We start from the raw sequence: 20,133 nt of genomic DNA, 5'->3' as shown, positions 1-20,133 counted from the left end.
CATGCTTCAGCAACTGGCCTCCGAGCCGAACGACGATATTAATGACACCTGTCAAAATTCTAAAAATACCGGGCGAAGTCTGCCCGGAGACCTGGCTATCTGGTTTTTTATTTACGCGGAACTCGCAGTGTTCGGCATTTTATTTATTGCCTACGCTATTTCCAGAGTGAACCACCCCGATATTTTTGCTGACGGTTACCAACATTTAAACCGAACTGCAGGATTAGTTAATACAATAGCATTAATTACCGCAAGCTATTTTGTAGTTCTCGCCGGTCACTTCATCAAGTTGCAACAAAGCAAGCCTGCCGCCTACTCTCTATTAGCCGCGATTGTGGCTTCCCTGCTCTACGTTGGGGTAAAACTCTTCGAGTACGAAACAGCTTTTAGCGCAGGGTACGATCTGGATACCAATGTTTTCTACACCTTTTACTTTTTGCTCACCATGTTTCATTTTGCCCATGTACTGCTGGGGATGGCTATTCTTTCGGTAATGCTGTTCAACACTTGCAAGGGCTACTACAGATCTAACAGTTTAAGTGGATTCGAGTCCGGCGCTTCTTACTGGCATATGGTGGATCTGGTATGGGTCATACTTTTCCCGATAGTATATGTTATTCACTAGAGATTATTATTGATGAAAGATATCAGCGTCAGGCATGACTCCGTACAACCCCGACCGGAACCGGCTCACACTGCAATCAGGAAAGCTACCGGTATCTGGCTGGCTTTAATTATTCTGAGTGTCGCTGGTGCCTGTTTCGGCGAAGTCAAAGCCTTAACTGAAGAAATACTGCTAGCTACCCTGATAATCCTTGTGGTTAAAGCTCAACTTATTGTTGACTATTTTATGGGAATCAAACAGGTCAGGCCGCTGTGGCGACTCACAATGAGTGGTTTTGCTATATCAATCAGCTTTATTGTTTGGCTGGTTTATTAATGTAGTTTCCAGAAAGATATTCTAACTCTATGTTTTTAAGCGATTATCTACTAAAACTGATTTAATTGATTTTAAATATAGGACTATCAGCAAGCCATCAGGTTATGATATCTTCCAATAGTTTTAGAATTGACCATTTAACCATTATGAAGTTTTTACTCGATTACTTTCCACTTATTGTCTTTGTCGGAATCTATTTCTTCTCCGGAGTCGAGGAGCCTATGTATCCGGCTGTTCAAGGGTTGATAATAGCATCAGCAATCCAGACCATCGGCTATCGAATGGTATCCGGTAAATTTGAAAAAATGCATGTGTGGACATTTGCCATTACTCTGGTATTTGGTGGACTTACACTCATTCTCAGAAATGCTGAATTTATCCAATGGAAAGCCAGTATTATTGTCTGGTTCTTCGCGGGCTTTTTCCTGTTTCGCCAATATATATCCAAGAAGCCGGTTGTCAAAGAATTAATGGATAACGTATCCGAGCAACCTTTTGAAGCACCAGAGTCCGTTTGGAAAGTAATCAACCTGGTTTGGCCGATAGGCTTTACTCTTTTCGGAATACTCAATCTTTATGTTGCTTACAACTTCTCTGAAGCATTCTGGGTGAACTTTAAGCTGTTCGGAATGTTTGCGATGAATATAGTACTTCTCATCTTTACTATTGTGAAACTATTCCCCTACTTTCCTGAGGAAGAAGAAGACGCAACAACTGCTGACAAAAAAGCCGAGTCAGCAACGTCCAATGCGTTGGACGGTAAAGACTAGCAAGAGCTTATGGTCGCCGGCACTCTTCTTTAATGCCGGCTATCTGAAATTCGTCTTGTCTAATTCGAATATATTTCTCTATTTTACAATGCATTAATCAACCAGCAATCGGAAACAATTATGTATTACGCCATTATTTCACAAGATGTTGAAAACAGCCTTGATATGCGCAAGGGTGCACGCGATGCTCACCTTAAACGTCTGCAAGATTTAAAAGATCAAGGGCGCTTACTTATTGCAGGTCCTCATCCGGCAATTGATAGTGAAGATCCAGGTGAAGCCGGTTTTAGTGGTAGTCTGGTGGTCGCAGAGTTTGACAGTTTGCAGGATGCGGAAGATTGGGCAGCAGTTGACCCTTACATTGACGCAGGTGTATATCAGTCGGTGACGGTTAAACCTTTCAAGAAGGTTCTCCCTTAATTCACCAGGTCCCGCAAAAGCCAGATACAGGTTACAAATGAACGATTTATCAAAAACAAACCAGCAAAGAATGAAAAAAATGGAAGAGCTACTTCGAGCAGCTCTCTCACCGACAGAAATAAAAATTACCGACGATAGTCACTTACACGCAGGCCATGCGGGCGCAAAGTCTGGTAAAGGCCACTTTACGCTTGAAATCAAGAGTGCGGAATTTGAAGGTATTAGCCGGGTCAAACAGCAGCAGCTGGTATATCAGGCATTGGGCGAGATGATGCAGACAGACATCCATGCGTTGATTATCAAGGCCGCTATCAGTTGACAGCTCTTAATGGCTCTATTTCAGAGTCTAAAAACAACTAAACCCAACGAGCGCTTGAGGTGGAGAAATCAAGTACTTGTTGGGTTTCGCATTGATAAATACAGCTTACGCCGGATTCACCAATTCGCTGGTAAATCCGATTTCCGGCTGTTTTTGAGTGACAGGCCGCAATCCGATTTTGAGGCCCTATCTCAAGTCAGTGATCAAACGTTAAAAATGCTGGATAAGGTCAATCCCTGGCGTTCAAGCATAAACCTCAATCGACGTAGCGCTTCAACCTGAATTTGGCGAACTCTTTCACGAGTCAAACCGATTTCCATGCCGACATCTTCAAGTGTTGCCGCCTCGTAATTCAACAGGCCAAAACGACGGGCTAAAACTTCTTTCTGCTTTTCACCGAGCTGATTTAACCAATATTCGATACTTTGTTTCAAATCCTCTTCCTGAAGACGGTTAGAAGGGCCGCATTCTCTTTCATCTGCAATGGTATCAAGTAAAGGCTTATCATTGTCAGCACCGATAGGCGTATCAACTGAAGAGATCCTTTCATTTAAGCCCAACATACGCGCTACAGTTTCCACCGGCTTACCCAGCTTTTCAGCGATATCTTCTGCGGTTGGCTCGTGATCAAGCTTTTGCGCCAATTCCCGCGACGCTCGTAAATAAACATTGAGCTCTTTTACCACGTGAATAGGCAGGCGAATGGTGCGAGTCTGATTCATTATCGCGCGTTCGATGGTTTGTCTGATCCACCAAGTTGCATAAGTTGAAAAGCGGAATCCGCGCTCAGGATCAAATTTCTCTACTGCTCGAATTAATCCGAGGTTCCCCTCTTCAATCAGATCGAGTAACGCAAGTCCTCGGTTGTTGTATCTGCGTGCAATCTTGACCACCAGTCTAAGATTGCTTTCAATCATTCTTTTGCGTGAAGCTTCGCAGCCTTTTAGCGCCTTTCTCGCAAAATATACTTCTTCTTCCGCTGTTAATAATGGTGAGGCACCAATTTCGCCGAGATACATTTGAGTCGCATCAAAATTACCTTCTCTTCGCGAGGCGGTACTTTTGCACTTCTCCTGGAAATCAATTTCGGCTAGTTGCGCTTCATTTGGTTCTTCTACATCAAGGTCAGTATGATCGGGGCTTACTTTCTTTGTGTTTTGTTTCGCCATGTTTTGCTCTCCACCATGAGGACAATAATGTCCCAAAAAAACGAAATCACTGGGTCTGAAAGGCTCAGCAATCCCTATTACCAACGACTGCGAATATTGGACTAAGTTACATTTTTTTATACAGTCGTAATACAAAATATCGACTGTTTTATTTATAACTTTAGGTTTTTAAAAAAAAATTATTAAATTTTTTCAATTCACCTTTCTGGTAAGTAGTTGAGCGGATCAACCGGCTTACCCTTGTAGCGAATTTCAAAGTGTAACTTCTCACTTTTTGTCCCACTACTTCCAATATCAGCTATTCGCTGACCGGCTTTTACAACTTCGTTTTCGGAAACGTAAACCTTGTCATTATGGGCATAAGCACTCAAATAATCGTTATTGTGTTTTATGATTACCAGATTGCCATAACCCTTAAGGCCATTTCCTTCATAGACAACTTTCCCCGGTGCTGAAGCACGTACTGGCTGTCCCTTAGCGCCCGCAATATCCAGACCGCGACTAGCATTAATTTTGCTAGAAAAGCGGGAAAGGATTTTGCCGTCGGTGGGCCAGATCCAGTTGAGTGAGTTGTTATGATTGGTTTGAGCTCGACGAGCAACTCTGCTGCTGGACGACCTAATTTTTTGAATTTTTGAAACTCGTGGCTTTTTAGACTGAGTTGCATTTCGAACGCTTATTCGCGCCTGCTTTATATCTGGTTTGTCACTGGCTGCACCTGGCGCTTTTATTATGACGCCGGATACAGGCTGATTCAGCACTTCCTCGTTAAGTGCGGCTATCAATGAGTCCGAGTCAAAATAAAGCTGATTTTGAATACTCTTCAGCTTAAGTTTTTGTCCCGGATAGATAGTGTTGTTTCTGATGCCATTAATTTTTGCCAGTTCTTTGTGATCTTTAGAGTAATACCAGGCAATGGAAAAGAGAGTATCACCCGGTTTAACCACATAAATATCCGGAATATCAACACTAATAGATTCTGCTCTCTCGAGAGTTAGTTCTGCGGCAGTTGTTTGAGTGGATGGTGAATGGCGACTTGTTAAATCAAAGACAGGCGCAGGCGGTTTGCTGCCACAAGCAACCAGCGTCAGCGCCATTGCTGCGAGCATTAAATGCAGTTTCCCGATACTTGATGGGGTCTTCACGTATACCTTCGCTCTAAGTCGTAATCTACGAAACATCCCAATCAACAGTAGCTACTTTCGGAATTACATCGAGCTACTATTGAGCTTCCGAACTATTGTTCCGGAACTGACACCAAAACACAGAATGAATAAAAAGGATCGTAATTTTATAATTATTCTCTACCGAATTTAGTCGTATTAGCTTGATTAAATTTCGGTCAGTTAACGCACTATCTCAAAAACGAACTCAAGAAAACGCGTTAAATCATTGTTTTGGAGTGGTCCTAAGCGTATTTGTACATTAAATAACCTAAAATAGCAACTATTACCACTATCCAACCGACAACATCGATAGTTTCGTGCAATTTTTTCTCCATTTTTTCGCCGCCAGCCCTCATCAAGCCTGCAACCAAAAAGAATCGGCCGGCGCGTCCGAACAAAGAAGCGATGACAAATGGAAGTAGCGCCATATTGAGTGCGCCAGCACTAATGGTAAATACCTTATAAGGTATCGGTGCAAACCCGACCACAAAAACAACCCACACACCATAGGCGTCAAACCACTCTGTCGCTTTGTGATAAGTATCCATGTAGTTAAATTGAACGAGTAAAGGCTCTATCAAGGTATCAAAAAATAGCAAGCCCAATAAATACCCGAAAATACCGCCTAAGACACTGGTCATTGTGGCTATAAGTGCATAGCGCCAGGCTTTCTCCAGACGAGCCAGACACATTGGGGCTAGCATGACATCGACAGGTATTGGAAAGAAGGTTGACTCGGCAAAACTCATCGCGCCAAGATAGTAGCTCGCGTGCCGATGCTTTGCCCAGCGCAGACAGGTTTCATACATCTTGGAAAATATTTTCACTTAACGACTCCTCCCAGCAAGGGTACAAACTTGACTTCTTCAACTTGCATCGAGGAAATACCTTCATCGGTCTTTTCTAGTAAATGAAGTTGTTGAACCCCGGGAGATGAAGTAACCGGGATTACCATTCGTCCACCAACAACGAGCTGATCGAGCAGCGGTTGTGGAACCTGATCTGGTGCTGCGGTAACAATAATGGCATCAAAAGGAGCTTCTTCCTCCCAGCCAAGGTAGCCGTCACCGTGACGATAGTTCACATTATGCAGCCCTAATAACTTAAAGCGTTCTATTGCCTGCTTTTGTAAGGGCTGGATTCTCTCAATGCTATAGACCCATTTGGAAACACCAGCCAATACACTTGTTTGGTAACCACAGCCGGTTCCAATTTCCAGTACATTATCCATCTTACCGCTCATAACCAGTAATTCGGTCATACGCGCTACAATGTAAGGTTGAGAAATAGTTTGCCCCATTCCGATGGGTAAAGAGGTGTCTTCATAGGCACGATGAGCCATTGCCTCATCGATAAAGATGTGTCGTGGTAGCTTTTCCATTACAGCCAGCACCGACTCTTCAATTATTCCTTTATCTCTTAACCTCTGTATCAGTCGACTTCGTGTTCTTTGAGAAGTCATGCCGATCCCGCTCAGGTTTGTTGTTATATTCATTAATTTACAATCTCGATATCCACTCTTTTACTGAATTGAAACTTTCATAAGCAGTAAAATCGACTACCAGGGGGGTCACCGAAACATAGTCATTAGCAATAGCGTCAAAGTCTGTCCCTTCCCCAATATCTTGCGGCTCACTAGGGGGACCAATCCAGAAAATCTCCTTACCCCTCGGATCTTTTGCTGGAATGATTGTGTCCGCACGATGTCGACAGCCCAACCTGGTTAATTTATAACCTTTTATTTTTTCTTCCGGCAGGTCGGGTACATTGACGTTTAAAATAATATTCGACTGTAAGCTATATTCGCGTAATCTATCAAGCATTTTTGCCATTACTGAAGCTGAAGTCTGGTAATTTTTTGCTTCAAAGCTGGCTACAGAGATGGCCACCGCAGGAAACCCCATACTCCTGCCTTCCATAGCCGCAGCCACCGTACCTGAATACATGACATCATCTCCCAGATTAGCGCCTCGATTAATACCCGATATAACCATATCCGGCTTATTGTCCATTAACCGATGCGATCCAAGGTGAACACAATCGCAAGGAGTCCCGTTCACAGAATAAAAACCATTATCCAACTGCTCGCACTTTAACGGTATCTCAAGCGTCAGAGCACTGCTGGTACCACTTCGATTTTTGTCGGGTGCCACCACTGTGACCTTATGCTTTTTGGCAATTTCTGAAGCGAGTATTTGAATACCTGGTGCGTATACACCGTCATCATTACTGATCAGAATATTGATGGGATCCATTTTAGCGCCCTGCCCTTTTAGTTACCGTTGCCTGGATATTTCGGCTGCTTCAAGACTCGCCCCCAGATTCCATGGGGTTGTCATTTGAATCAGGTTTAACAAAATTTCTTTCAATATTTGCTGCATCATTGATTTCGAAGATTTCTCTCAATACGCTTGTAGCAAAACTTCCACCAGGAAGCTTAAATGATAACACTGCCTGGTTATCATCCATTTGTTCAAAGCTAAGTTGTTGTGGGATAACCCTGTTTGAGCGACGCGAAGAATCCAGCCTGAATTTAGCCAGTTTTTTCTGAAGCGACTCGACATCATCAATCACTTCCTGTTCGATAGCCATGGCCTGATGACTAGCTTGAGAAGGCTGTCGCCCGGCGAGCCATCCGCTGGTGTGAATATCTCCAGATTCGAGTCGTTGCCTTATTTCATCATCAATCACTTCCGGTTTAAAAGTCGATTGACTATTGTTTAATCCGAAACAGTCACCATTGAGTGCTTTATCCCAGTTTCCCAGCGAAACTCGTCTGGCCAGAAAAAGGTTAAACCAATAGGAGCGTACCGCAGAAAGATAGAGACCTTTCTTATTACGATCTTTCACTTTGATCAGACCATCGATTAACTTCAAGCCTTTATCAATATTATTCCCGTCATGACCGAAGCGTTGGTAACCAAAGTAATTTGGTACTCCCCGTCTGGCGATCAATGCCAGTGAACTTCTATCGACAGGACCTTTAAGGTCAGTCAATCTAAGTACAAACTCATTACACTTAACAGCGCCTTTTTTCAGCTTTTTATTATGTCTGACAGCTTTCAGCAGTTGGTAGTCATCACAGTCAAATCCATCAAGATTACCCTCTTTTCCGGGCAAATAAACACTAAACCATTGGACTGACTCACTATAACGGTCTTTCTTTCCCGCATAACCAATGTCTCTCTTGCTGACACCAAAGTGACAAGCGATTGATTTTGCGACCCAATCAGTGTTGATACCTGTCTTCTTTACCTGTAGAAAAAGATGTTCTCCCTCACCGCACGGCTCAAAAGATAAAAGCTCATTAACTTTAAAGTGAGCATTTTCAGCTCTGATAGTTGCTCTGGAGACAGGCAAACCAAGCGCGCGTGGTAGCGATTTATTATGCTCGGCGAATGAAATGTCATCATTTATCAAAGTAGCTAATTCCTGCTTGGCTAAAATGTTTTATCTAAAACTATGCTTTTTGCATCAATAAGCAAACACAGTGAACGGCAATACCTTCTTTACGGCCAACATATCCGAGAGCTTCGGTGGTAGTCGCCTTAACATTAACCTGATCAAGGCTTATCGAGAGGTCCTGCGCAATATTGGCGCGAATAGACTCTATCTTGGGTGACATTTTTGGCGTTTGTGCAACCACAGTGATGTCCAGATTGCTGACTTGATAACATTTTGATGATACCAGCCTGACCACTTCCTTTAGCAACACTCTGCTGTCAGCACCGCTAAAAGCAGGATCATTATCAGGAAAGTGCTTGCCAATGTCGCCGAGTGCCGCGGCTCCTAATAGCGAATCGCAAACGGCATGCAGGACGACGTCTCCATCTGAATGAGCTAACAGCCCCTGATGGTTTTCAAATACAACGCCTCCCAAAATGAGAGGCTTGTCACCACCAAAAGCATGCACGTCAAAGCCATGGCCGATTCTAATCATCAATTATCCTTTAATTATACTCTTCTGGTCGATATTCGACGGATTGCGCTATTTTAAGTAGTTGTAGTATGTGATTCAACAAAGCTGAGTGTTAACGTTGCAAATAACTTAATTAACAACATAATCCGAACACAATCGATTTTCTTCAAGGCAATAACTTTTAGTTTAAAGCCCGCCTATTTATGGCTGAAGACTGGTTTTATACCGCCCACAAAGAGTACAATTGCCCTATAAACTAATACTTTCACCAATAGAAAATAATATTTTCGATGACTCGAGTTAATCAGGACATTTTCGATGATTCTTACTCAGTCTGTCGATAAAATGGAGTTGCACAATGTTTGACCGCTTAAATGCATTACCGGCTGATCCGCTTCTCGGCTTGATTACCATGTTCCGTGATGATCCTAACCCAAGCAAAGTTGATCTCGGGGTTGGGGTCTACCGTGATGAAACCGGACATACCCCGATTATGACAGCTGTTCAAAAGGCAGCCAAACACCATATGGAAACTGAAGATAGCAAAACCTACATTGGTCCTGGAGGCGTTGTCGGTTTTGTAGAGGGTATCAAGTCTTTGGTTCTTGGTTCTGAATCCTCAGTGTTGAAAGATAATCGAATTGCAGGCTTACAATGTCCAGGTGGGTGCGGTTCACTGCGTGTTGCCGCTGAACTACTGGTGCGACTGAAAGACGAATTAACAGTGTGGGTCAGTGATCCAACCTGGGCAAACCATATTCCTCTAATTAGCTCTGCTGGATTGCCGATCAAAACTTACCCCTACTTCGATGCCGAAACTGGTGGTGTAAATTTCGAAGCAATGGAAAGCCAGCTAGCAAAGCTAGGGCCAAAAGACATTGTGTTACTGCACGGCTGCTGTCACAACCCAACCGGCGCAGATTTATCTTTTGAAAACTGGAAAAGAGTAGCCGAGCTTGCTGTAGAAAAAGGTTTCATTCCATTTGTTGACATCGCTTATCAGGGACTCGGTGATGGACTGGTAGAAGATGTGGAAGGTGTTCGTTATCTTTCAGAAAGAGTCGAAGAAATGATTATCGCAACATCTTGCTCCAAAAACTTTGGTTTGTATCGTGAACGAGCAGGAACTTTATTAGTGCAAACCAAAGATTCTGAAAATGCGCGTGCAATACAAACGCAAATCCAGGATATCGCGCGAGCTATTTACTCTATGTCTCCTGCCTATGGCGGGTTCCTGGTTGATATTATCTTGTCTGATAATGCGCTCAGAACCGAGTGGGAAAACGAATTGAATGCAATGGCGGCCAGAGTTAAAAGTTTAAGAAGTGGTTTGCTGGAGAAGATTCAGGCTAGAGGGATAGACAAAGATTTTAGCTTTATCACGACTCAGAAAGGTATGTTTAGTTATCTCGGTATTAACAAAGAGCAGGTTGCGCGCATGCGTAACGAATTTAGTATTTATATGGCAGATTCAAGTCGTATAAATGTAGCCGGGCTCAATACTCATTGTCTGGATTACGTTGCCGACGCACTAAAAAAAGTCTGCGAATAAAGTATTTCTATTCAAAAAAACCGGTACACGTGCCGGTTTTTTTTTGCCTGTCATACTCAAATTCCAGTAAGTTCGAAGTCTTATCTTCTGATCTCACTTTTCCTGTTTAAGATAATATTCAGCTAAAGGTAAATCTTCAGGGTGAGTAATTTTGATGTTATTGCTTTGACCAATTACTGCCTTAACCTTATGTCCTGCAGAAGTTAGCGCAGAGACTTCATCGGTTACAGGTACCCCCTCATCTCTAGCTTTGATTAAAGCTGTTTTCAGGTCGATAAATCTAGCTACCTGAGGTGTAAACGCTCTAACCAGCTTATCTCGGTCGACTACTCTTTTGACATCTCCTTTGGCGTTAACCTCCTGAAGCGTATCAACCACCGGGGCCGCTAGTAAGCAGGGTTGTTTGCTTTTTCTAAAAGTATCGATTAGCTTTTGCAGATCAGATTTTGAAACACAAGGCCTGGCTGCATCATGAACTAATACGGCAACATCATCAGGAAGTCCGGCGTCATATAAAAACATTAAACCGTTAAGTACTGAATCCGTTCTGCGCTCTCCTCCATCGATCACATATACGTTTTCTTTTTCTGCAACAGGTAACTGATAACAGTCCTGGTCATTTGGAGGAACAATTAACACTACACACTCTATTCCTTCAAAGCCGAGAAATTTTTCAACGGTTATTTCGAGTACTGTTTTACCAGCCAGGGGTAAATATTGCTTAGGCTTATCAGCTCCCATTCGGGTGCCGGCGCCTGCAGCGGCAATCACCGCAACAGCACCTTTGACGGTAGATAAGTCTACTAACATAAAAGCTCCAGGCGTTACTTGTCTTCTTTGGGAATGATGCGGTAAAAGGTTTCTCCGGACTTGATCAAACCTAGATTTTCTCTGGCTTTTTCTTCAAGTACATCCGGGTTGGTTCTCAAAGCCAATACTTCTTTTTTCAACTGTTCATTTTGCGCTTTTAATTGTTCATTCTGAGCTTTTTGCTCAGCGATTTGGACTTTGAGCTGTTTAATCTCGCGATAGCTACCGTCACCCAACCAAATGCGATACTGGATGATACAAATGATGAGTGCAAAAATTATCGCTAGAATTTTCATAAAGGAAAGTGGGCGATCCACTGGATCGCCCTTGTATTACTAGAAGCAGTTAAAAGCTTTTTTGCCTGGATAAATCGCTTTATCACCAAGCTTTTGCTCGATACGCAACAGTTGATTGTACTTGGCAACACGGTCGCTACGACATAAAGAGCCAGTTTTGATTTGTCCGGCAGAAGTCGCAACAGCCAGGTCAGCAATTGTGCAATCTTCTGTTTCTCCACTACGGTGAGAAACAACTGCTGTGTAGCCTGCTTCGTGAGCCATTTCTATTGCCGCCAAAGTTTCAGTCAATGAACCAATTTGATTCACTTTAATCAAAATCGAGTTAGCAATTTTCTTTTCGATACCTTCCGCAAGAATCTTGGTATTAGTCACGAACAAGTCATCTCCAACCAGTTGGACACGATGGCCGAGCTTTTCAGTCAAAATTTTCCAACCTTCCCAATCTCCTTCGTCCATGCCATCTTCGATTGAAATAATTGGGTAACGATTTACCCAGTCTTCGAGATAACAAGCAAATTCCTCAGAAGTTAACACTTTGCCTTCACCTGACAAGTGATATTTACCATCCTTGTAAAATTCAGAACTGGCAACATCCAGACCGAGATAGATTTCTTCGCCTAACTTATAGCCGGCTTTTTCTACCGCTTCAACGATGGCCTGAACAGCTTCTTCGTTTGAGCCGAGGTTAGGTGCAAAACCACCTTCGTCACCCACAGCAGTGTTTAAACCTTTTGCCTTTAATACGCTTTTCAGTGCGTGAAAGATTTCAGCGCCATAACGCAGAGCTTCAGAAAAAGTTGGAGCGCCAACAGGCAAAATCATGAATTCCTGGATATCAATATTATTATCAGCGTGCTCACCACCGTTAATGATGTTCATCATCGGAACCGGTAGAGTTACACCATCACCGATTTGTGCATAAAGAGGTTTTCCATTAGACAAAGCAGCTGCTTTTGCTGCCGCCAAAGACACTGCTAAAATCGCGTTCGCGCCCAAGGTTGACTTATTATCAGTTCCATCAAGATCAAGCATGGCGTTATCTAAAGCAACTTGATCATTTGCATCCATACCAACGATAGTCGACTTGATTTGTTCATTAACATTGGCGACTGCTTTTAGTACACCTTTTCCAAGATAACGAGCCTTATCGCCGTCGCGCAATTCCAAAGCTTCCCGCGAACCTGTTGATGCCCCGGAAGGAGAACAAGCTACACCGATAGAACCATCTTCTAATATGACTTCTGCTTCTACAGTCGGATTACCACGAGAATCTAAAACTTCGCGACCTATAATATCGACAATTTTACTCATTCCTTTTTAACCTCTATCACACTAAATATTAAAAACCAAAAATCTAAATAATTCTTTCAGTAAATTACCGGTAGCAGTATATTCCGGTTTCCATTTCTGCTATCACCCAAGCTCAGACTCTATAAAACCATTTTGTTTGACAACAGTATCTATTGCTTTGAGTGTCGCCAGCAGCTTCTCGATTTCGTACATCGGCCAGGAGTTTGGTCCGTCACTTTTCGCATTTGCCGGATCAGGATGAGTTTCCATAAACAAACCTGAAATTCCCGCAGCAACGGCAGCTCTGGCAAGAACCGGTACGTGTTCTCTTTGACCTCCCGATGAACTACCTTTTCCACCCGGCAATTGAACTGAGTGAGTCGCATCATAAACAACCGGTGCCCCAGTTTCTCGCATTACAGCGAGGCCACGCATATCAGATACCAGATTGTTATATCCAAATGATGCTCCGCGCTCACACACCATAATATTTTCATTGCCGGTCGCACGCGCTTTACTCACCACATGAGTCATATCCCAGGGCGCAAGAAATTGACCTTTTTTGATATTAACCGGAATTCCCGGCTCACAAACGCGCTGAATGAAGTTAGTCTGACGACACAAAAACGCTGGCGTTTGCATGATATTGACCACATCTGCAACTTCCTGCATTGGTGTGTCTTCATGCACGTCTGTCAAAACCGGCACTCCTATCTGCTCTTTTACTGCTTGTAAAATTTGCAGCCCTTTTTCCATCCCCGGACCACGAAAGCTGGTGTGGGATGATCGGTTAGCCTTGTCGAAAGACGACTTATAGACATAAGGAATTCCGAGCCTGTCAGTAACCTCTTTCATATAACCAGCGGTGTCCAACGCAAGTTGCTCGCTCTCTATAACACAGGGACCAGCAATCAAGAAAAACGGTTGATCGAGACCTACTTTAAAGCCGCAAATTTCCATGAACTACCCCTCTTGCGCGACTCTGAATTCTCGCGCAGCTTTGACGAATGATGTAAACAAAGGATGACCATCTCTTGGTGTAGAAGTAAACTCAGGATGGAACTGAACACCAATAAACCATGGATGATCTTTACGCTCGACGGTTTCTACCAGGTTATTCAAACTTGAGCGTCCAGAAATAACCAAGCCGGATTCTTCCAGTTGGGAAACGTAGTTTTCATTAACTTCATATCGGTGACGATGACGCTCATTCACTACCAGGCTACCGTATATTTCGGCAAGCTTTGTACCTTTTACCAGTTTCGCCGGTTGCGCACCAAGTCGCATGGTACCGCCAAGGTCCGATTGCTCTGTTCTCGTTTCTACAGTTCCGTCTTTGTTGACCCACTCGGTAATCAGACCGACAACTGGTACCGGACTGTCTTTGACAAATTCGGTTGAATTTGCGTTTTCAAGTTTGGCACAATTTCTGGCGTGCTCAATAACAGCGACCTGCATACCCAGACAAATACCCAAATATGGCACCTGATTTTCTCTGGCGTAGGCGACAGTCTGAACTTTTCCTTCAACACCACGTTCACCAAATCCACCAGGTACCAGAATAGCGTCAGAATTATCTAGCAAGCCAATGCCTTTCTTTTCGATGTCTTCGGCATCAATAAAATCAATATTCACTGTGAGTCGATTCTGCAACCCGGCGTGCTTAAGAGATTCAATTAGTGATTTATAGGCTTCAGTCAGATCCATATACTTACCGACCATTGCTATGTTGACTTCTCCATTGGGGTTAGCTTCAGCATATAGCACCTGCTCCCACTCAGACAGGTCAACTTCCTGCTCAGGCAAGTTAAATCTTTCACTAATTAGTCTTTCCAGTCCCTGGGAGTTTAAAATAGACGGAATCTTGTAGATTGAATCAACATCTTTAAGAGAAATTACCGCTTTCTCTTCAACATTCGTAAACAGCGCAATTTTTGCTTTCTCTGAAGGTGGTAGTGTGCGGTCTGAACGACAAATTAATATATCAGGTTGAATACCGATTGAACGTAATTCTTTTACCGAGTGCTGAGTTGGTTTGGTTTTTAATTCACCCGCCACCGCAATATAAGGCAGAAGCGTCAAATGCATAAACAAAGCTCTCTCTCGACCTAATTCGTAACCTAGCTGACGTATGGCCTCCAAAAATGGTAATGACTCAATATCACCTACCGTTCCACCAATTTCAACCATTGCGATATCAGCGTCTCCCGCGCCCTCAAAGACTTTGCGCTTGATCTCATCAGTTATATGCGGAATAACCTGAACTGTACCGCCTAAATATTCGCCTTTACGTTCTTTTTTAAGTACATCGGCGTAAACACGGCCTGTTGTGAAGTTATTGGCCTGACTCATACGAGTACGTACGAAACGCTCATAATGGCCTAAATCCAGGTCTGTTTCTGCACCATCATCAGTAACAAATACTTCGCCGTGCTGAAATGGACTCATGGTTCCAGGGTCAACATTGATATAGGGATCGAGTTTAAGGAGAGTAACCTTTAAACCTCTAGACTCAAGGAGCGCGGCTAAAGACGCAGCTGCAATGCCTTTTCCGAGTGAAGAAACAACACCGCCCGTAACAAAAATAAACTTAGTCATGTATATACGCCAAAATCGTTTAAAAACAGTTAGTTAGAGACTATTCTTCCAGTAGCATCTTAACGATAAGATCTGCATTACAAAGGGTAAAGCAACAACCCGTTATTTGAATGACTGGCTGGCTTATCGTTGCTCGACTTACTGTGCATAGGAAGCTATCAGGACGGGAAGGTATTGTAACAAATTATTCTGAACGAATCACGGGTTAAAAAGGTTCGAATTAAAATAATTACTCTATGTTACTCCTCCTTGGAATTATTCTCAGCTTTTTGACTCCAGCGACTTGGCTTTCTGCCAAAATTCTTCTAATTCTTCCAGTGGGTATTCATCCAGAGAGTTTTGCGCTAGCCGTTCGACCTGCCTGAAACGACGTTCAAACTTCTGGTTAGCTTTTCGTAAAGCGATATCTGCATCTAAGTTGTAGTGTCGACATAAGTTAACTGTAGCAAACAGCAGATCGCCAAGCTCTTCTTGCAGAGCCTCGGAATCATTCTTCCTTTCAGCTTCTCTTATTTCCAGAGCTTCTTCTTCGAGCTTTTCCCAGACCTGGTCCACACTATCCCAGTCAAAACCGACCTTTGCCACGCGCTTCTGTATTTTTAAAGCTCGCTTGAGCTCAGGTAAAGCTCCAGGTATATCATCGAGCAGACTTGAACTCTCATCATTGGCTCTGGACTCTCTTTCTTTTTGTTTAGCTGTTTCCCATGCGTTCTTTAGCGCCGCTTCATCTGTAAACACCTGGTCAGCAAATACATGAGGATGCCTGCGTACAAGCTTGTTGCAGATTCCTTCAACTATCTGATAAAAGTCGAATCGCCCCTCCTCTTTGGCTATTTGAGCGTAAAATACTACCTGAAAAAGTAAATCTCCAAGCTCATCTTTAAGCGAGTCGAAATTTTTTTGCTCAATCGCTTCAGCTACTTCATAAACCTCTTCAATAGTAAAAGGGAGAATTGAGTCATAGGTCTGCTCTATATCCCAGGGACAACCGCCCTTTGCATCGCGTAACGCAGTCATTACCGCAATCAGTTTGTCTATCCCGTCTGCTTGCTCTACTGCTGCCAATAGCCGTTGTGCATGCGGATTCACGGTTTGCTTATCAGTCATAGAAATATCCGTAAATTAGCGAATAGAAATATTACTTACGTTGAACACTGACAATAGTCGGTAACTGCTCTAATTTGGTCATTATTTTGCTTACGGTACTAACGCTTGGCACTTCAATCTGAATATTTATACTTACCATCAATCTCTTTTTATTCACATGAGTGTTCAGTGAAGTGACACTAACTTTTTCGTCTGCCATCAAGGTAGTGACATCGCCCAATAACCCTTTGCGATCATAAGCCTTGATCAACAAATCGATCAGGTAGTTCTCGTTAACGGCATGACTCCATTCAACGTCGAGTATTTTTTCCGGGCTTTTAGCGCGGGAATTTAACAGATATCGACAATCTGCACGATGAATCATTATGCCTCGCCCCTGACTGACAAAGCCACAAATCTCATCGCCGGGAACAGGCTTACAACATCCCGCCATTCGCGTGAGCAAATTGCCAACACCTTCAACCAGAATATCGCTGGAGGCAGTACGTTTACCTACTTTCGGCGTCTTTTTAATAACAGTATTGCGATCAATTTTAGGCTCATTCGACTGCAATGAGCGGATCTGGTTCAGAACCTGATGCAGACCTTTGTCGCCACTACCTATACCAGCATACAACTCATCCACTTTATTGTAATTAAAGTGCCGGGCCACCTGGTCGAAATCTACATTTTTAATATTATGCTTTTGTAGTTCTTTCTCAATAAGCTGTTTTCCAGCGGCAGCATTCTTATCTTTATCCTGGTGACGAAACCATTGATGAACCTTTGAGCGCGCACGCGATGACCGAATGTATCCTTTGTGTTCACTTAACCAGTCGCGGCTTGGTCCCCCCGACTTAGCAGTAAGGATTTCGATCCGCTGTCCTGTGTCCAGAGGCTCGGTTAATTGTATTATACGTCCATTCACTTTAGCCCCACGACACCGGTGGCCTACTTCTGTGTGCACTCGATAGGCAAAGTCGACTGCGGTGGATCCTTTTGGTAAATCAATCAACTTGCCTTGAGGCGTAAAAACGTAGATTCGCTCTTCGAGAACCTGGTTTTTAAACTCTTCTACCAGATCGGCTGACTCGGTTAATTCGTCCTGCCACTCCAACAACTGTCTCAACCAGGCAATTTTTGCTTCATAACCATCACTCGGAGCACCTTTACCCTCTTTGTATTTCCAGTGTGCAGCAACCCCTAATTCGGACTCCTGATGCATATCGAAGGTTCTTATTTGAATCTCGAGCGTTTTACCTTCAGGTCCAACGACAGCCGTGTGCAAGGAGCGATAACCATTCTCTTTGGGAGTAGCGATATAATCGTCGAACTCTTTTGGAATATGTTTCCAGAGTCCGTGAACGACGCCTAATACCGAATAACAATCCTGAACTTTAGGTACGAGTACTCTCACTGCTCGAACATCGTAGATTTCTTCAAAGCCCACATCTTTTCTTTGCATCTTCTTCCAGATAGAATAAATATGCTTTGCCCGACCTTGAAGGTCAGCTTCTACGCCCAGTTCATCCAACGATATTTTTATAATCGATAGAACGTTCTTAACATAAACTTCTCGATCAGTTCGTTTTTCTGCCAGGTTCTTAGCTATTTTCTTGTAATCATCTTCACGCAGAATTCTAAAAGCCAGATCTTCCATTTCCCATTTAATCTGACCGACTCCAAGTCGATTCGCCAGAGGCGCATAAACGTCACTTACTTCACGTGCAATTAAATAACGGTTTTCTTCAGAAGATTTAGCTGCCTTTCGCAATAAATACAAGCGCTCAGCCAACTTGATCAACACGACTCGAACATCATCAACCATGGTAAGCAACATCTTTCTCAGGTTGTCGATATGCGATGCATCCTGATTGTGACTCATATCGCTTTGCAGTGAGCGGATTGCATCCATAGTCGCAACCCCTTTTATTCGCGTCACTATTCGAGGTGGACAATGATTGCTTACTTGATCGAGAGTCAGCAATGAATGCTGAACCAATGGGTAGAGAATAGCCGAAATAAGTGTTCCGCTGTTGGCATTAAGCGATGAAAGAATATTGGCCATTTCAAAACCTTCCGCCAACAGTTCTTTTAAGGTTTTATGAGTGGTTTTCTCTTTTTTATTTTCTGCGTCTACATTTGCCTTGTCAGTATCATGTTTGATCTGTGCAATAAGTTTAACCATCGAAGCCCAAAGCTCATCTCGGTTTGGCTCACTTTCAGGTCTGATTGACTGACACCAGGTGTCAAAGTTTTCATCTTCTATACCGACTGGTGTTTTGATATCGTAGACTTTAACCATTTGTTTCTGGACTGCCTCTCAGTAACGTTAGACTTTTGATGGCATTGAGCTTTGAGAAGTAATTGGTTTGCTTATGCCCGGTTACTTCTCAAATCCGGTTACTTCTCAAATAATGCTATTGACTCGACATGCGTAGTATGGGGAAACATATCCATTACCCCGGCCTTTTTCAACTTGTAACCCCGATTAACCAGTTCGCCGGTATCTCTTGCGAGTGTTGCCGGGTTACAGGAAACATAAACTATTTTTTCCGGATTAAACTTCACAATATTTTCAATTACTTCCAGCGCACCACTACGAGCCGGATCAATCAATACTTTGTTGTAATCCCGATTCACCCAGGTTTCTTCCTCCAGGTTTTTAGTCAGATCCGCCTGATAAAACTCAACGTTGTCCAGCTGATTGTGTTTAGCATTTTGTTTACCACGAGCAACCATTTCATCAACACCTTCTACACCAACAACCGTTTTTGCACGAGTTGCTAATGGAATAGTGAAATTGCCTAATCCACAAAATAAATCGAGCACTCTATCTTCTGGTTGTACATCGAGTAGTTCAATCGCATAAGGGACCATCTTTCGGTTAATACTTGCGTTAACCTGTGCAAAATCCAGAGGCTCCTGAAGTAATTCAACATTAAACTCAGGAAGACGATAGCTTAGCTGTGATTCTTCATCATCTAACGGCCATATTCGGTGAACCGTTTTTGGCCCCTTAGGTTGAAGATAAACGACTAAACCGTGTTCTTTAGCAAATTCAACCCACTTTACGCAATCTTCTTCCGGCATAGGCTTTAAATGGCGAACGATTAGCGCGGTTTTGTCGTCACCGTTCGCGACCTCAATCTGAGGGATAAATTGCCTGATCTGCAAACTATCGATAAGCTCACTCAATGGCATTAGAATATCTGATACGCGCTTAACCAACACCGGACAATGGTCGATATCAGCCAGGAAATTTGAGTACTTTTCTCTAAAACCAATTAAGGTACGTTCCTTTTTCATTACATAGCGAACACCCAGGCGAGCTTTTCTACGGTATGCCAGAAGCTCTGCCTGTAAAGGTTCTAACCATTCTTCTGGTTCAGTTTTCGCAAAATGGGCAAGCTGTTCCTTTAAAATCGATTCTTTATGCTGAATCTGTGCTGCACTAGACAAATGTTGCATGCTACAACCACCACAAACCGCAAAATTCTCACACGGAGGCTCAACTCTGTCAGGACTGGCTGAAATAACGTTAAGGGTTTTCGCCTCATCAAACTTTCCCCTCTGATATATGTATTGCGCTTCAACGGTTTCACCTGCCAGCGCGCCGTCAACGAATATGGTTTTACCATTTATTCGACCTACACCACGCCCTTCATGCGACAGGCTTTCAATTTCAACGGTCACCGGTTCAGTAGGAACTTGTTTTCTACGATTTCTTCTAGCCATGTTTTACTACAATCATTAATTTGAATTCAAAATGGGAGATTATCCCTATATCAGGCG

The 20,133-nt window shown here is 43.2% G+C and carries 21 protein-coding genes; 6 read left to right on the top strand and 15 right to left on the bottom strand.

What is annotated here, in order from left to right:
* Position 1 precedes the first annotated feature (1 nt).
* From IYN84_RS04085 to IYN84_RS04065, 5 genes are all read left to right on the top strand, one after another.
* Positions 2-625: a cytochrome c oxidase subunit 3 family protein gene (locus IYN84_RS04085; protein ID WP_196137883.1), complete on the top strand. Its 624-nt coding sequence runs from the start codon at positions 2-4 to the stop codon at positions 623-625.
* A gap of 12 nt (positions 626-637) precedes the next feature.
* Entirely contained in the window at positions 638-940 is a 303-nt protein-coding gene (locus IYN84_RS04080; protein WP_196137882.1) for a cytochrome C oxidase subunit IV family protein, read from the top strand.
* Between the two features lie 104 nt (positions 941-1,044).
* Positions 1,045-1,710: an inner membrane-spanning protein YciB gene (locus IYN84_RS04075; RefSeq protein ID WP_196137881.1), complete on the top strand. Its 666-nt coding sequence runs from the start codon at positions 1,045-1,047 to the stop codon at positions 1,708-1,710.
* A gap of 120 nt (positions 1,711-1,830) precedes the next feature.
* The gene (locus tag IYN84_RS04070; protein WP_196137880.1) at positions 1,831-2,130 is read left to right on the top strand and encodes a YciI family protein; all 300 of its coding nucleotides are present in this window, start codon (positions 1,831-1,833) and stop codon (positions 2,128-2,130) included.
* Positions 2,131-2,167: 37 nt separating this feature from the next.
* The gene (locus tag IYN84_RS04065; protein ID WP_196137879.1) at positions 2,168-2,449 is read left to right on the top strand and encodes a BolA family transcriptional regulator; all 282 of its coding nucleotides are present in this window, start codon (positions 2,168-2,170) and stop codon (positions 2,447-2,449) included.
* A 203-nt stretch (positions 2,450-2,652) separates the two neighbouring features.
* Here the strand turns inward: IYN84_RS04065 and rpoS are convergent, their stop codons facing one another.
* The 7 genes from rpoS to ispF form a co-directional block, all read right to left on the bottom strand.
* Complete coding sequence (rpoS, locus tag IYN84_RS04060; protein WP_196137878.1) at positions 2,653-3,618, bottom strand: RNA polymerase sigma factor RpoS; 966 nt, start codon at positions 3,616-3,618, stop codon at positions 2,653-2,655.
* A 197-nt stretch (positions 3,619-3,815) separates the two neighbouring features.
* Complete coding sequence (locus tag IYN84_RS04055; protein ID WP_196137877.1) at positions 3,816-4,799, bottom strand: peptidoglycan DD-metalloendopeptidase family protein; 984 nt, start codon at positions 4,797-4,799, stop codon at positions 3,816-3,818.
* Positions 4,800-5,026: 227 nt separating this feature from the next.
* Positions 5,027-5,611: a YqaA family protein gene (locus IYN84_RS04050; RefSeq protein WP_196137876.1), complete on the bottom strand. Its 585-nt coding sequence runs from the start codon at positions 5,609-5,611 to the stop codon at positions 5,027-5,029.
* Complete coding sequence (locus IYN84_RS04045) at positions 5,608-6,279, bottom strand: protein-L-isoaspartate(D-aspartate) O-methyltransferase (RefSeq protein ID WP_196137875.1); 672 nt, start codon at positions 6,277-6,279, stop codon at positions 5,608-5,610. The genes IYN84_RS04050 and IYN84_RS04045 overlap by 4 nt, the downstream gene beginning before the upstream one ends.
* Positions 6,280-6,283: 4 nt before the next feature.
* Positions 6,284-7,030: a 5'/3'-nucleotidase SurE gene (gene surE, locus IYN84_RS04040; protein ID WP_371734817.1), complete on the bottom strand. Its 747-nt coding sequence runs from the start codon at positions 7,028-7,030 to the stop codon at positions 6,284-6,286.
* A 58-nt stretch (positions 7,031-7,088) separates the two neighbouring features.
* Positions 7,089-8,204, bottom strand: coding sequence for a tRNA pseudouridine(13) synthase TruD (gene truD, locus IYN84_RS04035; protein WP_196137873.1), 1,116 nt, complete (start codon positions 8,202-8,204; stop codon positions 7,089-7,091).
* Positions 8,205-8,244: 40 nt separating this feature from the next.
* On the bottom strand, positions 8,245-8,724 hold the full coding sequence (gene ispF / locus IYN84_RS04030) for a 2-C-methyl-D-erythritol 2,4-cyclodiphosphate synthase (RefSeq protein ID WP_196137872.1): 480 nt from the start codon (positions 8,722-8,724) through the stop codon (positions 8,245-8,247).
* A 337-nt stretch (positions 8,725-9,061) separates the two neighbouring features.
* Here ispF and IYN84_RS04025 point away from each other — a divergent pair, with 337 nt between their 5' ends.
* The gene (locus tag IYN84_RS04025) at positions 9,062-10,255 is read left to right on the top strand and encodes an amino acid aminotransferase (RefSeq protein ID WP_196137871.1); all 1,194 of its coding nucleotides are present in this window, start codon (positions 9,062-9,064) and stop codon (positions 10,253-10,255) included.
* A 93-nt stretch (positions 10,256-10,348) separates the two neighbouring features.
* On the opposite strand, the gene ispD is transcribed toward IYN84_RS04025, so the two are convergent.
* The 8 genes from ispD to rlmD all read right to left on the bottom strand — a co-directional run bounded on the left by ispD (position 10,349) and on the right by rlmD (position 20,076).
* Positions 10,349-11,065, bottom strand: a complete 717-nt coding sequence (gene ispD / locus IYN84_RS04020; protein ID WP_196137870.1) for a 2-C-methyl-D-erythritol 4-phosphate cytidylyltransferase — start codon at positions 11,063-11,065, stop codon at positions 10,349-10,351.
* A 14-nt stretch (positions 11,066-11,079) separates the two neighbouring features.
* Positions 11,080-11,382 (bottom strand): septum formation initiator family protein, encoded by a 303-nt coding sequence (locus IYN84_RS04015; protein ID WP_196137869.1) that lies wholly within the window; start codon positions 11,380-11,382, stop codon positions 11,080-11,082.
* Positions 11,383-11,400: 18 nt separating this feature from the next.
* Positions 11,401-12,675, bottom strand: coding sequence for a phosphopyruvate hydratase (gene eno, locus IYN84_RS04010; protein ID WP_196137868.1), 1,275 nt, complete (start codon positions 12,673-12,675; stop codon positions 11,401-11,403).
* Between the two features lie 102 nt (positions 12,676-12,777).
* Positions 12,778-13,614, bottom strand: a complete 837-nt coding sequence (gene kdsA / locus IYN84_RS04005) for a 3-deoxy-8-phosphooctulonate synthase (protein WP_196137867.1) — start codon at positions 13,612-13,614, stop codon at positions 12,778-12,780.
* 3 nt (positions 13,615-13,617) lie between these two features.
* Positions 13,618-15,252 (bottom strand): CTP synthase, encoded by a 1,635-nt coding sequence (locus tag IYN84_RS04000; protein WP_196137866.1) that lies wholly within the window; start codon positions 15,250-15,252, stop codon positions 13,618-13,620.
* Between the two features lie 261 nt (positions 15,253-15,513).
* Positions 15,514-16,359, bottom strand: coding sequence for a nucleoside triphosphate pyrophosphohydrolase (gene mazG / locus IYN84_RS03995; protein WP_196137865.1), 846 nt, complete (start codon positions 16,357-16,359; stop codon positions 15,514-15,516).
* Between the two features lie 31 nt (positions 16,360-16,390).
* On the bottom strand, positions 16,391-18,643 hold the full coding sequence (gene relA, locus IYN84_RS03990) for a GTP diphosphokinase (RefSeq protein WP_196137864.1): 2,253 nt from the start codon (positions 18,641-18,643) through the stop codon (positions 16,391-16,393).
* Between the two features lie 98 nt (positions 18,644-18,741).
* Positions 18,742-20,076, bottom strand: coding sequence for a 23S rRNA (uracil(1939)-C(5))-methyltransferase RlmD (rlmD, locus tag IYN84_RS03985; RefSeq protein WP_196137863.1), 1,335 nt, complete (start codon positions 20,074-20,076; stop codon positions 18,742-18,744).
* Positions 20,077-20,133: the final 57 nt, after the last annotated feature.

The sequence above is a fragment of the Aliikangiella sp. G2MR2-5 genome (assembly GCF_015687155.1).
In the GTDB taxonomy this organism is placed as follows: Bacteria; Pseudomonadota; Gammaproteobacteria; order Enterobacterales; family Kangiellaceae; genus Aliikangiella.
Note: the sequence above shows the minus strand (reverse complement) of the source record. Positions and strands in the feature narration are given on the sequence as shown.